Consider the following 14,985-nt stretch of genomic DNA (forward strand, 5'->3'; position numbering starts at 1 on the left):
ATGAAAAAATAAGAAGAAGAGAATGAACATATACGCTTCCAAAAAAGTTGTTGCCGTTGGCGGAGGTCACGGTCTAGGAAGGATGTTGGCTGCACTCAAGGATTTTGGCAGTAACGCGACAGGCATCGTCGCCACTACCGATAATGGTGGTTCAACTGGTCGCATCCGCCACTGCCAAGGGGGCATTGCGTGGGGGGACACACGCAACTGCATCAATCAGTTGATCACCGAACCTTCGATCAGCTCGATGATGTTCGAATACCGTTTTAAAGGAAGCGGTGAATTGGATGGACACAACCTTGGTAACCTAATGTTGACGGCCCTAGATAACCTTTCTGTCCGCCCTTTAGATGCCATCAATCTGGTTCGAGATTTATTGAAAGTCGAAGTCAATATTTTACCAATGTCCGAACATCCCTCCGATCTCACCGCCCTTTCGACAGATGGACGCTGGGTAACCGGAGAGACGAATGTGGATGAAATGGAAACGGATTTGCGCCGCTTAGATCTCTCCCCAGAAGTGCCGGCCACCAAAGAAGCTGTTACCGCCCTTGAAGAAGCCGATGCCATCATCCTTGGCCCCGGCAGTTTTCTAACCAGCATTATGCCGCCATTGTTGCTGCCTGAACTTGGCAAAGCGATTGCCAAAAACACCAAAGCCAAATTGATCTTTGTCGCAAACCTAAGCCCAGAGTTTGGCCCAGCAGGCCGAATGAGCTTTGAGCAGAAATTGGAGTGGTGCGAGCGCGCCTGCCAAGGCAGAAAAATTGATGTGGTGCTCGGAGATACCGAACACCCAGAATTGAAAGATCAATGGCACTTCGTCACCCAATCCTTGGCTTCCGCCAATCGCGATTGGCGTCATGACCGTAAAAAATTACGCCTCGCCATAGAACAACAGCTCACCGAATAGCGATTGAGCATACGAAGCATTACTTAGAACTCAGTAAGTAGGACTCAGTAAGTCCCATGTATTTTGATAGTAAAACGGCTCGTATCTACGAGCCGTTATTTCAGAAGCCGTTTGCCTGCCAGGAGAGGTAAGCCTGCTGGGTTTGATGCAGGCGGTCAATCATTGCTACCACATCTTGCGTTTCATCCAAGGCATCCCCTTCTTTTGCTCGCGTGTCGATCTCGACGGCAAAATGACACAGTGCATCCGCACCAAAACTGGCAGCACTGCTTTTTAAGGCATGACTGATGTCTTTGAGATAGACGAGCTTGTCACTGTAGGTGGCATCGCACAGAACCTTCAAATAGCTCTCAAGCTCGCTCAAAAATATCTCCAACAACACGGGGACATTATCGGCGCCTATTTCCTCAGTCAACGAGGCAATTTTCTTCTGATTTAGTAATTCCATTATGCTTTCTGTTTTTCTTCTTTTTCGTTCCACGCCTGTAACTTGCGATAAATTGTTGACGGGCTGACATCCAGATAGCCAGCGGCTCTCGGAATGTTACCATCACACGCTTTGATCGCTTGTTCAATCGCCAGTTTCTCTGTCAACCACAATGGACAAATATCCCTGACGGAAATCAACTCACTCAGATCAGGCTGCACACTTTCTTTGCGTTCAAAGGGCTGGTTCAAAGGAGGCGGCAGCATCTCCATGGTAATCTCTTTACCGTTGTTAAGAACCACGACATTACGCAGCACATTTTGTAACTGACGCACATTGCCTGGCCACTCATATTCGTTAAATCTATCTATCACAGGTTGAGAGAAACGAACAAAGTTTTTCCCTTCCTCGTGTGACATGTAACCCAGTAACGAGTAAGCGATCTCGATGACATCCTCTCCACGCTCACGAAGTGGTGGCAAGTGCAGTGGAATCACATAAAGTCGGTAGTACAAATCTTCGCGAAAGCGCCCTTCTTGTACCTCTTTCCAGGGGTCTCGGTTTGTCGCGCACACAAAACGCACGTCAACACTCTTCATTTTCGAAGAGCCTACTTTTTGGAAAGTACCCGTTTGGATAAAACGCAGCAATTTTGTTTGCAGATCCAGGTCCATTTCACACAACTCATCCAGGAAAAGTGTGCCCCCATCAGCGAGCTCTGCCGCCCCTTGGCGATCGGTCGCAGCGCCGGTAAACGCACCTTTGACATGACCAAATAGCTCGCTTTCAATCAAATCCTTGGGAATTGCAGCACAGTTAATCGCGATAAATGGCTTGTCTCCACGTCGACTGGCCGCATGAATGGCTTCTGCGCACACCTCTTTACCTGTACCACTTTCACCTGTGATAAAGATGCTTGCTTTACTGCTCGCCGCGGAGTCAATGGTGCGATAAACCTGCTGCATTTTTTGGCTACTGCCGATAAAGCCTTGATAATTTTGGCTGCCTGCACTGTCCGCATCATTCTTCAATTTACTCGCTTTGCGGATAGCGTTGTTTACCGTGACCCTCAAGCGATCCGCTTCGCATGGCTTGATAAGAAAATCCTGAGACCCATGTCGCATTGCTTCAACGGCAGTATCGATCGAGCCGTGTGCGGTCATGAAAATGATAGGAACATCAGGGTGACTTGCTTTCACTGCATGCAATACGTCCATTCCCGTCATGTCCGGTAGACGTAAATCCAGCAGAATAAGATCTGGAATGCGATGTTTTAGACTGTCTATCGCGTCACGTCCAGTACCCACGATATTGATATCGATACCCAATGGCATGAGATAGGAGCGATAGAGGGCTGCGACAGAAGCGGTGTCTTCTACCATCAGCAAGTAACGCTGTTTCGTTGTCGTTATTTGTTGCATAGTCTAGCCAATTGTTATTTGTGTTTTGAATAATAATCGCATTGCGCGATGCATTTTGCAAATAACAATGGCAAATATTCACTTTTAGCGGTAAATAATCATCACTTAGCGGCGTTAAAACTGGCACAAACAATGCAAAAACGAAAGTGACCCCTCGGGTCACCTAGCCAACTGACGTTGTTAGTGAACCTAGTGTTCACAATTGATAGCCAATAGTGAAATGACTGTTGGCTTTTTTTTGTTCATTTCAAGCGCTAATTCACCACACTTTGGTTAGCTGTTAGCAATAAACTGCTGACGCAACTTTTCAATTTCATCACGCTTCTGCGCGGCTAACTCAAATTCCAAATCCTGAGCGTGTTTGTACATTTGCGCTTCCAGTTTTGTGATTTCTTTTTCCAGTTGCTGTGGCGTCAACACATTATAGGACAGTGATGGTTCAGCCACTTTCGACAATGGCACCGTTTTGCTCACTTTCTGCTTGCGGGATTTCGTAATATCGCCCAGCTCCATAATATCTTTGATATTACGCTTCAAGGCTTGAGGCTGAATGCCCATCTTTTCATTGTACGCTTGCTGTTTCTCACGGCGTCGTTCAGTTTCATCCATCGCTTTCTTCATCGATTTGGTGATGGAGTCTGCATACAAGATCGCTTTACCATGGAGGTTACGGGCTGCACGGCCAATGGTCTGAATCAATGAGCGCTCTGAACGTAAAAAGCCTTCTTTATCAGCATCGAGAATCGCAACCAAAGACACTTCAGGCATGTCGAGACCCTCGCGTAACAAGTTAATCCCCACCAACACATCGAACTCCCCTAGCCTCAAGTCACGAATGATCTCCACTCGTTCAACCGTGTCGATATCAGAGTGTAGGTAACGCACTTTCACATCGTGCTCATGCAAGTATTCAGTTAGATCTTCCGCCATACGTTTGGTCAGTGTTGTCACTAACACGCGTTCATCTTTCACCGCGCGAATGCGGATCTCAGAAAGCAGATCATCCACTTGAGTCGCCACTGGTCGCACTTCCAGTACAGGATCGAGCAATCCGGTCGGACGCACCACTTGGTCAGCAATTTCGCCCGCACTTTTCTCTAGTTCGTAATTACCCGGAGTGGCTGAAACGAAAATAGTTTGTGGCGCAAGCGCTTCGAACTCTTCAAATTTCAATGGTCGATTGTCCAATGCTGAAGGCAAACGGAAACCATATTCAACCAAGGTCTCTTTCCGTGAGCGGTCACCTTTATACATTGCGCCAATTTGTGGCACTGTCACGTGAGATTCATCAATGATCAACAAACCGTCGTGTGGTAAGTAGTCAAATAACGTTGGAGGCGGCTCACCTTCCGCTCGACCGCTGAGGTAACGCGAGTAGTTTTCGATGCCCGAGCAGAATCCCAGCTCATTCATCATTTCAATATCGAATTGGGTACGCTGACTAATACGTTGCTCTTCCAACAATTTATTGTTGTCACGCAAGTAAGTTTGTCGCTCACGCAGCTCTTGTTTGATGTTTTCAATCGCCTGCAGAATACGCTCTCGAGGTGTGACGTAGTGAGTCTTAGGGTAAATAGTAAAGCGGGGTAAATCGCGTTGTTTGACCACTCCGGTCAGTGGATCAAACACACTGATGCAGTCGATCTCATCATCAAACATCTCGATGCGCACCGCATCTTGGTCCGATTCAGCCGGAAAAACGTCGATCACCTCTCCGCGCACGCGAAATTGGCCTCGTTCAAAAGCAATATCGTTACGGCTATATTGCAGCTCAGCCAAACGGCGCAGTATGTCGCGTTGATCCATCACATCACCACGGCGTATATGCAACATCATTTGCAGGTAGGCCTCGGGATCACCCAAACCATAAATAGCCGAAACAGAGGCGACGATAATAGCGTCTTTTCGCTCCAATAACGCTTTGGTGGCCGATAAACGCATTTGTTCAATATGAGCGTTGACCGATGAGTCCTTCTCTATAAAGGTGTCGGTGGTTGGCACATAGGCTTCAGGTTGGTAATAATCGTAGTAAGAGACAAAATATTCGACCGCGTTATTGGGGAAAAACGCTTTCATCTCGCCGTAAAGTTGGGCGGCAAGAGTTTTGTTTGGCGCGAGCAGAATTGCAGGACGTTGTGCTTGAGCAATCACATTAGCCAAAGTAAATGTTTTACCGGATCCCGTCACCCCAAGTAAGGTTTGGTGAGCCAAGCCAGCATCTAACCCTTCTGTCAGTTGTTTGATCGCCGTTGGTTGATCTCCCGATGGCGCATAGTCAGAAACCAGATCGTAAAGTTTGCTCATTTTCCCTCTCACTACAGCACAACGTAAAAACTGTATAAATATACACTCCCAACCTTCATAAGAACAGTTGCAATTTAGGCATACACCACACCTTTTAGTCAGCCAAGCGAATCAGGCGACAGTGACCACTTTTTATTGTTGAAGAGAGTTAACCATTTCATGACATTTTTCTGGCTTATCAATTTCAACTCTGATATCCTCCTCCGCCCAATCATTGCTCCATCTGCAAAAATGACGTTTTTGTCATCCACATCTTTTCCCCACTTTTTGTTTTTTTCTTTCATTCCAGCCTAAATCAAGAAAATTATCCACAAGCTCTAGAAATACCAATTCCTAATAAAAACCTTTCAAATTCAACACTTAAAAAGAAACACCATACTTTAAAGCAATTGAGTACTTGCTCTAATTCGTATCTGTTTTTATTTTGCTCAAGTTTCACTAACACACTTATCCACAAATTTGGTGGATAAGTAAAGGCAGGCCAATAAAGAAAAGGGGTGCAGAAAAGTAAAGCACTTTTTTTACAGTTTCTTGGCAATTTGTCTCATTATTATTATTGACACACCCAAACCTGCTGAGTAACATGCGTCACGCTTTTAAGTGAAGCAATTCCTCCTTAGCTCAGTCGGTAGAGCGACGGACTGTTAATCCGCAGGTCGCTGGTTCGAGCCCAGCAGGAGGAGCCAAATTCTAAAAAACGCCACACCTTCGGATGTGGCGTTTTTTTATATTTCCCAGCCTAAACATCTCGCACGACCTTAAGTCAATCGTTTACCACGTATAAAATTCCGTCAGCTACTCAAAACCTTACCTTTCATTGGTTGTTATTACCCGGACAAAGCACGATAATATCGGGATCGGATTTGCAGAACGTAATAATTATGACCGAATATATTTTGTTGTTGATTGGCACCGTCCTCGTAAACAACTTTGTACTGGTGAAGTTTCTCGGATTGTGTCCCTTCATGGGCGTGTCAAAAAAATTGGAAACCGCAATTGGTATGGGCTTGGCAACGACCTTTGTCCTTACTATGGCTTCCGTGTGCGCTTATCTTGTTGAAAGCTACATTCTTGAGCCATTGCACATCGAATACCTACGAACCATGAGCTTTATTTTGGTGATTGCGGTGGTGGTCCAGTTTACGGAAATGGTGGTTCACAAGACCAGCCCAACCCTCTATCGCCTGCTGGGTATTTTTCTACCTTTGATTACCACCAACTGTGCCGTGTTGGGGGTTGCTCTACTGAATATCAATGAAAACCACTCGTTTGTTGAATCTATCATCTATGGTTTTGGTGCAGCGGTTGGTTTCTCTTTGGTACTGATTCTGTTTGCTTCGATGCGTGAGCGCATTTCTGCAGCGGATGTGCCCGCGCCTTTTAAAGGGGCTTCCATTGCGATGATTACAGCAGGATTAATGTCGCTAGCGTTTATGGGCTTTACGGGGTTGGTGAAATAAGATGACAACCATCATGATTGCCGTGCTAGCCATTGCACTGCTGGCTACGCTATTTGGCGCTATCCTTGGTTTTGCCTCAATTCGCTTTAAAGTCGAAGCGGATCCAATCGTGGATCAAATCGATGCCATATTGCCACAAACGCAATGTGGTCAGTGTGGCTATCCTGGTTGCCGTCCTTACGCAGAAGCCATCGCGAATGGAGACAGCATCAATAAGTGCCCACCAGGAGGCCAAGCGACCATTGAAAAACTGGCCGATCTTATGGGCGTTGAAGCGGAAGAATCCGCCCATGATCTCGAAGGCAAAGTCAAAAAAGTCGCGTTTATCCACGAAGACATGTGTATTGGTTGCACCAAGTGCATCCAAGCATGTCCGGTCGATGCTATTGTTGGTGGAACCAAAGCTCTACATACGGTCATTAAAGATGAATGTACGGGCTGCGATTTATGCGTGGCTCCTTGCCCGACAGACTGTATTGAAATGATTCCTCTGGAGACAACCACGGAAACATGGAAGTGGCAGCTTAATGCTATACCTGTGGTCAATATTTCCGAAGCTAACCCTAACTCTGCCACCAGCAGAGATCAGAATAACTAAAGGGCAAAGAAGATGTTGTCTTTAATTGAACAAATTCGTACAGGCGCGCTTTGGGATTTTCCAGGTGGTGTTCATCCTGCGGAAAACAAACGCCAGTCAAACCAGCAGCCTTTGGTGCACGCAGCGCTAGCCAATGAGATTGTGTTACCGCTCAAACAACACATCGGCAAACCGGGAAACATCTTGGTAAACGTAGGCGATCACGTCTTAAAAGGGCAATTGCTCACCCAATCGAATGCCGGTTTTACACTTCCAATTCACGCCTCGACTTCCGGAACCATAACAGCTATTGAAACACGCACAGTGGCGCACCCTTCTGGTTTGAGCGAAATGTGTGTGGTCATCACGCCAGATGGCCAAGATACTTGGTGTGAAAAACAACCTGTCATCGATTATTCACAACAAAGCAGTGACTATCTTTTGGATGTGATTCGCATGGCGGGCATTTCCGGAATGGGAGGCGCAGGCTTTCCGACCGCGAAAAAAATCCAATCTGGCTTAGGCCGAACAGAAATTTTGATTGTCAACGCGGCAGAATGTGAACCGTACATCACCGCAGACGACAAGCTTTTGCAAGAACACGCGGAAGAGGTTCTACAAGGTATCGAAATTGTAGAACACATTTTGCAGCCTAAACTTACCATCATCGGAATTGAAGATAACAAACCCGAAGCAATTAAAGCCCTTGAATCCGCCGCACAAAATAGAGACATCGTTATTCGTGTTATCCCCACCAAGTACCCCTCCGGTGGCGAAAAGCAGCTTATTAAGGTTCTGACAAATAAAGAAGTTCCCGCGGGCGGTATTCCTGCGGATATTGGTATCCTTGTTCAAAATGTCGGATCGCTGTACGCGATTAAGCGCGCGGTAATGGACGGCGAACCAATGGTCAATCGAGTCGTCACCTTAACGGGCAACACCTTCGAGACACCACGTAACGTTTGGGTACCGCTGGGCACACCAGTACATGCTTTATTAGAACAATTTGGCTACCAAGCAGACAAAAAGTTACCACGTTTGATCATGGGCGGTCCGATGATGGGCTTTAGCCTGCCTCATGCAAACGTTCCGATCACCAAAACGTCCAACTGTATTTTGGCTCCAACCCGCAAAGAGATTTCTCCTGCGGGTTACGAAATGGAATGTATTCGCTGCGGCGCATGCGCTGAAGCTTGTCCTGCTTCACTGCTTCCTCAGCAGCTACAATGGCACGCTAAAGCCGAAGAGTTCGACAAGTGTGAAGAGCTAAACTTAAAAGATTGTATCGAATGTGGCGCTTGTGCCTTTGTGTGCCCAAGTGAAATCCCGCTTGTCAGCTATTATCGTCAAGCTAAAGCCGAAATTCGGACGCGCGCTCAAGAAGCGGACGCAGCAGAGCGTGCCAAACTGCGCTTTGAAGAGAAAAAAGCACGCATGGAGCGCGAAAAAGAAGAACGCGAGAATCGCTTTAAAAAAGCCGCGGAAGATCGCCGTAAGGAAATGAAATCCACTGGAGGCGACGACGCCATTGCCGCCGCCATCGCTCGTGTTAAAGCGCAAAAAACTCAAGATAGCGAGCAAGCACCAAGCGTTAAACCGGCAGTTGCTGCAGCCATTGCCAAAGCAAAAGCCAAACAAGCCGCCGCAGCTGACTCCGGTTCGTCTGAACCAGACAATTCAGAAATGGTGAAGTTACGCGAAGAACGTAAGCGTCTTGCTCGCGAGCGCAAAGCAGAGAAAGAGCAATCTAAAACCCCAGACTCTGAAGAGCAAGGGGATAAAAAATCTGCCGTTGCCGCCGCCATTGCAAGAGCAAAAGCGAAAAAAGCGCAGCAACCACCACTTGCTTCATCCGAATCATCGGCGGATGAACCTGAAGATAAGAAAGCCGCTGTTGCTGCAGCGATTGCTCGCGCCAAAGCACGAAAAGCGCAGCAAACAGACGAACCTGCACCTGAGCAAAACCGCGAAGAATCGCAAGCAGCAGAAGACGCTCCTAAGAAAGCGGCCGTCGCCGCGGCGATTGCCCGTGCCAAAGCACGAAAAGCGCAGCAAACAGACGAATCTGCACCTGAGCAAAACCGCGAAGAATCGCAACCAGCAGAAGACGATCCTAAGAAAGCGGCAGTCGCCGCGGCGATTGCCCGTGCCAAAGCACGAAAAGCACAGCAAACAAGCGAGCCCGCACCTGAGCAAAACCGCGAAGAATCGCAACCAGCAGAGGACGATCCTAAGAAAGCGGCAGTCGCTGCGGCGATTGCCCGTGCCAAAGCGCGAAAAGCGCAACAAACAGACGAGCCTGCACCTGAGCAAAACCGCGAAGAATTGCAACCAACAGAAGACGATCCGAAGAAAGCGGCAGTCGCCGCGGCGATTGCTCGTGCCAAAGCACGAAAAGCGCAGCAAACAGACGAACCTGCACCTGAGCAAAACCGCGAAGAATCGCAACCAGCAGAGGACGATCCTAAGAAAGCGGCAGTCGCTGCGGCGATTGCTCGTGCTAAAGCACGAAAAGCGCAGCAAACAGACGAACCTGCACCTGAGCAAAACCGCGAAGAATCGCAACCAGCAGAAGACGATCCGAAGAAAGCGGCCGTCGCTGCGGCGATTGCTCGTGCCAAAGCACGAAAAGCGCAGCAAACAGACGAACCTGCACCTGAGCAAAACCGCGAAGAATCGCAACCAGCAGAGGACGATCCTAAGAAAGCGGCAGTCGCTGCGGCGATTGCTCGTGCCAAAGCGCGTAAAGCTCAACAAGCAGAACAAAAACAAAATACTGAGGAGAACGAGTAATGTCGTTTTTTATTGCGAGCTCACCACACGCCCACAGTCGCAAAAGCACCCCAGATTTAATGAAATGGGTAGCACTATGTGCATTACCCGGATTGTTGGCGCAAACCTACTTTTTTGGTTGGGGCACATTAGTTCAACTCATTTTGGCAATCACCATCGCGTTATCTTTAGAAGCACTCGTGATGCTATTCAGAAAACGTCCACCAATGCGAGCGCTACGCGATCATAGTGCTCTGGTCACCGCTTGGTTACTGGCCGTCGCCATCCCCCCAATGGCCCCTTGGTGGATCATCACAATTGGCCTTTTGTTTGCGATCGTGATTGCAAAGCATCTCTATGGTGGTCTAGGGCAAAACCCGTTCAACCCTGCCATGATAGCTTATGTGGTACTTCTGATTTCCTTCCCAGTGCAAATGACCAGTTGGAGTGCTCCTCTACCTCTGATTGAAGCAGGACACGAAGTGGCCAAAGATCCAGTGACATTCGGGGATCTTCTTTCCCTGATCTTTACCGGACTCACTATCGATGGTTCTTCTCTGCAACAAGTTCGTGCAGGCATCGATGGCATTACCACGGCAACGCCGCTTGATGCTTTCAAAACGGGTCTGCACAGCGGAGCGACATCGTCAGAAATTCTCAGCCAACCTATTTTTGAAGGTTTTGCGGGTGTGGGCTGGCAATGGGTTAACCTTGCCTACTTGGCGGGTGGTCTGATTTTGCTCAAGCAACGCGTTATCCAATGGCATATTCCTGTCGGATTTTTAGGTGCGTTGCTTGTGATGAGCAGCTTTTTCTCCCTGTTCTTCCCTGGTGAAACAGCATCACCACTGTTTCACCTCCTTTCCGGTGCGACGATGCTTGGCGCATTCTTTATTGCAACGGATCCCGTATCCGCTTCAACAACAATAAAGGGGCGTATCCTCTTTGGGGCGATCATCGGTACTCTCGTCTTTATCATACGTAGCTGGGGAGGCTTCCCAGACGGTGTGGCATTTGCAGTGTTATTGGCCAACATGTGTGTACCTTTGATCGATTACTACACCAAACCAAGAACTTACGGGCACTAAAAGGCAGGAAATGAAATGTTAAACGCAATACGAAAGAACGGTTTAACACTAGCAATATTTGCCTGTGCTACCACAGGGCTAGTGGCCATGACGCAATATTTAACTAAGGACCAAATCACACTTCAGGAGCAAAAGCAGCTCTCTTCGATCCTTAATCAAGTCATCCCGCAAAGCGCACATGACAACTTATTGTTTGAATCTTGTACATTGGTGAGCGATTCCGCGCTAGGCTCCGATAAGGCGATGCCAGCCTATATTGCTACACGTAATGGCCAAGCCACCGCCATTGCTATTGAGTCCGTAGCACCAGATGGCTACAACGGTGCCATTAAGATCATTACGGGTATCGATACCAGCGGTACCGTGCTTGGCACGCGCGTACTTAGCCATCAAGAAACTCCAGGGTTAGGCGACAAGATCGACCTTAGAGTGACAGATTGGATCACCAGTTTCACCGGAAAACAGTTAAACGATGGCAACTATAACAGTTGGAAAGTGCGTAAAGATGGTGGAGAATTTGACCAGTTTACCGGCGCGACCATTACACCTCGTGCGGTTGTTAAAGCGGTGCGCAACACCGTTGAGTTCGTCAATACCCATCGTGAACAGATTCTGAATCAACCACTTAACTGTGGAGGCCACTATGAGTGAGCATAAAAAATTACTTAAAAATGGCATGTGGGACAACAACCCTGCACTGGTCCAGCTACTTGGTCTGTGTCCGCTACTGGCGGTATCGTCAACCGTCACCAACGCACTTGGTCTCGGCATAGCAACATTATTGGTTCTCGTTGGCTCCAACGTCACTGTTTCTCTGATTCGTAACTACGTACCAAAAGAAATTCGTATTCCGGTATTCGTTATGATCATTGCCTCACTGGTCACGTGCGTTCAATTACTGATGAACGCCTACGCCTATGGCTTATACCTATCATTGGGCATTTTCATTCCTTTGATTGTGACCAACTGCATCATCATCGGCCGTGCTGAAGCGTACGCATCAAAAAATGATCCTTTGCCTGCGGCATTAGATGGCTTTTGGATGGGCATGGGTATGACCACCGTGCTTGTCGTTCTGGGCGCAATGCGCGAAATCATCGGCAACGGTACCCTTTTCGATGGCGCGGATCTTCTGCTGGGTGAATGGGCGAGCGCACTGCGGATTCAAGTATTCCAATTTGACAGTAGCTTCCTACTGGCGCTGTTACCGCCCGGGGCATTTATTGGTGTCGGCCTGCTCATCGCGTTGAAAAATGTCATCGATACACAGTTAAAAGCTCGCCAACCTAAACAAGAAAAACCCGCGATTGAACGCGCTCGCGTGACTAACGCATAAGTCACTGTCTAGGCTCATCAAAATATGCACCGCTAGAGTGCCCATGAGCCTAGAACAACTGGAAGTCAGCAATGAATAAAGACAAACGCATACAAATTCTCGAACGATTACGAGAAAACAACCCCAACCCACAAACCGAACTCAATTGGAACTCCCCTTTTGAGCTGCTGATAGCGGTTTTGTTATCAGCACAAGCAACGGACGTCAGTGTCAATAAAGCCACCGACAAACTGTTCCCAGTCGCCAACACCCCTCAAGCGATGTTGGATCTTGGGGTGGAAGGTCTGAAAGAGTACATTAAGACCATTGGCCTGTTTAATTCCAAAGCGGAAAACACCATCAAAACGTGTCGCATTCTGCTCGAAAAACACAACGGTGAAGTCCCTGAAGACCGAGACGCTCTTGAAGCACTGCCCGGGGTTGGGCGCAAAACCGCCAATGTGGTGCTCAACACCGCCTTTGGCTGGCCAACCATCGCTGTCGATACCCATATTTACCGCGTTTCCAATCGCACAAAGTTTGCCCCAGGCAAAAACGTGGATGAAGTCGAGCAGAAGTTACTTAAAGTGGTACCAAAAGAGTTTAAACTCGATGTCCACCACTGGTTGATTTTGCATGGACGCTACACCTGTATTGCACGCAAGCCTCGCTGTGGCAGTTGCATCATTGAAGACCTGTGCGAATTTAAAGAAAAAGTCTACCCAGAGAATTAATCTCTATCTGTAAGGAGCATAACAATGTCAAATGGTCGCATTCTTCACACTATGTTGCGTGTGGGTAATTTAGATAAATCGATTCAGTTCTACACCGAAGTTATGGGCATGCAATTGCTTCGTACCAATGAAAACAAAGAGTATGAATATACTTTGGCGTTTCTAGGTTACGGTGACGAATCACAAGGCGCAGTCATCGAGTTAACTTACAACTGGGGTAAAACGGAGTACGACCTTGGCAGTGCATTTGGTCACATCGCGATTGGCGTCGACGACATTTATGTTACTTGCGATGCCATCAAAGCCGCTGGCGGTAATGTGACTCGCGAACCTGGCCCAGTAAAAGGCGGCACAACCCACATCGCCTTTGTGAAAGATCCTGATGGCTATATGATTGAGCTGATCCAAAACAAACAAGCATCAGCAGGTTTAGAAGGCTAATCGCCACGTCAATATGGCGGAATAGCAACGAGGAGGCTAAAGCCTCCTCTTTTGATCTTAATCATGAAACTTTACATGATAATAATTTTCATTTAGATTAATCCCAATTTTGCTAACTGGGATAAGCACATGATCAGTGAATGGGAAAAACACACGTTGCTCGCCGATACCGCGCTGCAACTTGACGATCCAATTCGTAGTATTTTGCACTATCAACAAGCCTACAATTTGAGCGAAGACATCATTGCTTCCTCAACGGTAGAAGCTGACGACAAATTACTGATATCCGTGATCTCGTGCCACAACTTGGCACAATTTTGGCGCTGGGCGGGTGACACCGACTATGAGCTAAAATATCTGCAACTGGCCTCGGAAAAGGTGCTGACCTTAATTCCTCAGTGCCCTCACCACCAATGTGAAAGTTTTATCGAGTCTATTGGATGCTGCAAAAAAGCGTTGTTCGATTTTTTAAAGCGTCACCCAAACCCAAAGATCGCGCAGCTGGTGGAGAAGATTGACACGGCTACCCATTGCGAAATCATCGCAAAGTTCAAACTCAACTAAACTTCACTTCGCCCCAGTGAAATGACAACGCGGCGGTTTTTATCTTTACCAATAGGCGTTGCGTTGTCTGCAATTGGGCGGCGTTTACCATAACCTTGAACTTGGATGCGATCTTCCGTCAATCCTAGTGCTTTGAAATAATCTCTCAACGATTCCGCTCTACGTTCTGATAAGTTTTGGCTAACGCTAGTACCATCAGTGGAATCGGTGTAAGTCGAAACCAACACCAAATCAATATCAGAGTTGTAGCGCACGTATTCAGCAATCTGCGACAAGCGCTTTTGCGATGCCTTGGTGAGTTTATCCCCATTGCGTTCATAATGCAGAATAGTGAACGAAATATCTTCAAAGCTGTAAGGCAACAGATTGGCGACACAATCGCTAAATACGTTGTATTTTTGCTGGAACAGAACGGCAGATAGCGCAACTTCAATTCTTTGGTCACGGCTTTGCCAATCTTGATAACTAAACGTCGGATAACGCCCTTTCTCTAACTCAGACAGAATGCCCCATGCCGTTTGCCCACCAACATAACCATTAAACTGTTGAAAGAACTTAATATTAGTAATGCGGTCGGCATTTTCTCCTGGTCGCCATGGAGGCGGCATCGAAATCAAACTCACATTGCGTGTTTCGCCCATAGGTCGACGCATTTTTAGCTCAAAATCCAACACAATTTTTTTACTTGCGCGTGAAGAGAATTCCGCATCACCGTAGTTAGGGATCGGATGCACCAAACGGCATTCCAGCGGTGAATTCATCACCATTTCCCATTGTGATTGCTGCGGGGTGGCAATATAACGCTTCGTCATCGCTGCCGATGGCAATGATGCAAAGGTAGTTAGTACTAAACCACTGGTTATTAGCCACTTTTTCATTATCACTACTTCTCTTACTCGCTCACGGTTGCGTGGCAGACATTTGCCACTACCGGATGAATTCTATCTGACTTACACATTTATGCAAAAA

General features: G+C 47.5%; 15 protein-coding genes and 1 tRNA gene. 11 read left to right on the forward strand and 5 right to left on the reverse strand.

Going from position 1 to position 14,985, the window contains the following annotated elements; translation table 11 throughout:
• Window positions 1–22 precede the first annotated feature (22 nt).
• The gene (locus tag VV1_RS14650) at window positions 23–913 is read left to right on the forward strand and encodes a YvcK family protein (protein WP_011080890.1); all 891 of its coding nucleotides are present in this window, start codon (window positions 23–25) and stop codon (window positions 911–913) included.
• A 100-nt stretch (window positions 914–1,013) separates the two neighbouring features.
• Here the strand turns inward: VV1_RS14650 and luxU are convergent, their stop codons facing one another.
• The 4 genes from luxU to VV1_RS14670 form a co-directional block, all read right to left on the reverse strand.
• Window positions 1,014–1,361, reverse strand: a complete 348-nt coding sequence (gene luxU, locus VV1_RS14655) for a quorum-sensing phosphorelay protein LuxU (RefSeq protein WP_011080891.1) — start codon at window positions 1,359–1,361, stop codon at window positions 1,014–1,016.
• On the reverse strand, window positions 1,361–2,761 hold the full coding sequence (luxO, locus tag VV1_RS14660) for a quorum-sensing sigma-54 dependent transcriptional regulator LuxO (protein ID WP_011149911.1): 1,401 nt from the start codon (window positions 2,759–2,761) through the stop codon (window positions 1,361–1,363). Before luxO ends, luxU begins: the two co-directional genes overlap by 1 nt.
• Window positions 2,762–3,034: 273 nt before the next feature.
• Entirely contained in the window at window positions 3,035–5,065 is a 2,031-nt protein-coding gene (gene uvrB / locus VV1_RS14665) for an excinuclease ABC subunit UvrB (RefSeq protein ID WP_011080893.1), read from the reverse strand.
• 98 nt (window positions 5,066–5,163) lie between these two features.
• Window positions 5,164–5,349, reverse strand: a complete 186-nt coding sequence (locus tag VV1_RS14670) for a hypothetical protein (protein WP_011080894.1) — start codon at window positions 5,347–5,349, stop codon at window positions 5,164–5,166.
• 326 nt (window positions 5,350–5,675) lie between these two features.
• Between VV1_RS14670 and VV1_RS14675 the strand changes: the two genes are divergently transcribed.
• The 10 genes from VV1_RS14675 to VV1_RS14720 all read left to right on the forward strand — a co-directional run bounded on the left by VV1_RS14675 (window position 5,676) and on the right by VV1_RS14720 (window position 14,016).
• Window positions 5,676–5,751, forward strand: a tRNA-Asn gene (locus tag VV1_RS14675).
• Between the two features lie 195 nt (window positions 5,752–5,946).
• Entirely contained in the window at window positions 5,947–6,525 is a 579-nt protein-coding gene (gene rsxA, locus VV1_RS14680) for an electron transport complex subunit RsxA (protein ID WP_011080895.1), read from the forward strand.
• A 1-nt stretch (window position 6,526) separates the two neighbouring features.
• Window positions 6,527–7,123 carry an electron transport complex subunit RsxB gene (rsxB, locus tag VV1_RS14685; RefSeq protein ID WP_011080896.1) on the forward strand — a complete coding sequence of 199 codons (597 nt, stop codon included), beginning with the start codon at window positions 6,527–6,529 and terminating at the stop codon, window positions 7,121–7,123.
• 12 nt (window positions 7,124–7,135) lie between these two features.
• Complete coding sequence (rsxC, locus tag VV1_RS14690; RefSeq protein WP_011080897.1) at window positions 7,136–9,895, forward strand: electron transport complex subunit RsxC; 2,760 nt, start codon at window positions 7,136–7,138, stop codon at window positions 9,893–9,895.
• Window positions 9,895–10,962, forward strand: a complete 1,068-nt coding sequence (gene rsxD / locus VV1_RS14695; protein ID WP_011080898.1) for an electron transport complex subunit RsxD — start codon at window positions 9,895–9,897, stop codon at window positions 10,960–10,962. Before rsxC ends, rsxD begins: the two co-directional genes overlap by 1 nt.
• 15 nt (window positions 10,963–10,977) lie before the next feature.
• A complete protein-coding gene (rsxG, locus tag VV1_RS14700) occupies window positions 10,978–11,613 on the forward strand; it encodes an electron transport complex subunit RsxG (protein ID WP_011080899.1) in 636 nt (211 codons plus the stop codon).
• On the forward strand, window positions 11,606–12,298 hold the full coding sequence (locus VV1_RS14705; RefSeq protein WP_011080900.1) for an electron transport complex subunit E: 693 nt from the start codon (window positions 11,606–11,608) through the stop codon (window positions 12,296–12,298). Before rsxG ends, VV1_RS14705 begins: the two co-directional genes overlap by 8 nt.
• 71 nt (window positions 12,299–12,369) lie before the next feature.
• Complete coding sequence (gene nth / locus VV1_RS14710) at window positions 12,370–13,011, forward strand: endonuclease III (protein ID WP_011080901.1); 642 nt, start codon at window positions 12,370–12,372, stop codon at window positions 13,009–13,011.
• A 24-nt stretch (window positions 13,012–13,035) separates the two neighbouring features.
• Entirely contained in the window at window positions 13,036–13,452 is a 417-nt protein-coding gene (gloA, locus tag VV1_RS14715; RefSeq protein ID WP_011080902.1) for a lactoylglutathione lyase, read from the forward strand.
• A 129-nt stretch (window positions 13,453–13,581) separates the two neighbouring features.
• Entirely contained in the window at window positions 13,582–14,016 is a 435-nt protein-coding gene (locus tag VV1_RS14720; protein ID WP_011080903.1) for a DUF2753 domain-containing protein, read from the forward strand.
• On the opposite strand, the gene motY is transcribed toward VV1_RS14720, so the two are convergent.
• Complete coding sequence (gene motY, locus VV1_RS14725) at window positions 14,013–14,894, reverse strand: flagellar protein MotY (protein ID WP_011080904.1); 882 nt, start codon at window positions 14,892–14,894, stop codon at window positions 14,013–14,015. The genes VV1_RS14720 and motY overlap by 4 nt on opposite strands.
• Between the last annotated feature and the right edge of the window lie 91 nt (window positions 14,895–14,985).

The sequence above is a fragment of the Vibrio vulnificus CMCP6 genome (assembly GCF_000039765.1).
Classification (GTDB): domain Bacteria; phylum Pseudomonadota; class Gammaproteobacteria; order Enterobacterales; family Vibrionaceae; genus Vibrio; species Vibrio vulnificus_B.

What these genes read in the sequence shown, in the direction of transcription:
- VV1_RS14650 (WP_011080890.1), top strand. Translation starts at nt 23, where the DNA reads ATGAACATATACGCTTCCAAAAAAGTTGTTGCCGTTGGCGGAGGTCAC.
- luxU (WP_011080891.1), bottom strand. Translation starts at nt 1,361, where the DNA reads ATGGAATTACTAAATCAGAAGAAAATTGCCTCGTTGACTGAGGAAATA.
- luxO (WP_011149911.1), bottom strand. Translation starts at nt 2,761, where the DNA reads ATGCAACAAATAACGACAACGAAACAGCGTTACTTGCTGATGGTAGAA.
- uvrB (WP_011080893.1), bottom strand. Translation starts at nt 5,065, where the DNA reads ATGAGCAAACTTTACGATCTGGTTTCTGACTATGCGCCATCGGGAGAT.
- VV1_RS14670 (WP_011080894.1), bottom strand. Translation starts at nt 5,349, where the DNA reads ATGAAAGAAAAAAACAAAAAGTGGGGAAAAGATGTGGATGACAAAAAC.
- rsxA (WP_011080895.1), top strand. Translation starts at nt 5,947, where the DNA reads ATGACCGAATATATTTTGTTGTTGATTGGCACCGTCCTCGTAAACAAC.
- rsxB (WP_011080896.1), top strand. Translation starts at nt 6,527, where the DNA reads ATGACAACCATCATGATTGCCGTGCTAGCCATTGCACTGCTGGCTACG.
- rsxC (WP_011080897.1), top strand. Translation starts at nt 7,136, where the DNA reads ATGTTGTCTTTAATTGAACAAATTCGTACAGGCGCGCTTTGGGATTTT.
- rsxD (WP_011080898.1), top strand. Translation starts at nt 9,895, where the DNA reads ATGTCGTTTTTTATTGCGAGCTCACCACACGCCCACAGTCGCAAAAGC.
- rsxG (WP_011080899.1), top strand. Translation starts at nt 10,978, where the DNA reads ATGTTAAACGCAATACGAAAGAACGGTTTAACACTAGCAATATTTGCC.
- VV1_RS14705 (WP_011080900.1), top strand. Translation starts at nt 11,606, where the DNA reads ATGAGTGAGCATAAAAAATTACTTAAAAATGGCATGTGGGACAACAAC.
- nth (WP_011080901.1), top strand. Translation starts at nt 12,370, where the DNA reads ATGAATAAAGACAAACGCATACAAATTCTCGAACGATTACGAGAAAAC.
- gloA (WP_011080902.1), top strand. Translation starts at nt 13,036, where the DNA reads ATGTCAAATGGTCGCATTCTTCACACTATGTTGCGTGTGGGTAATTTA.
- VV1_RS14720 (WP_011080903.1), top strand. Translation starts at nt 13,582, where the DNA reads ATGATCAGTGAATGGGAAAAACACACGTTGCTCGCCGATACCGCGCTG.
- motY (WP_011080904.1), bottom strand. Translation starts at nt 14,894, where the DNA reads ATGAAAAAGTGGCTAATAACCAGTGGTTTAGTACTAACTACCTTTGCA.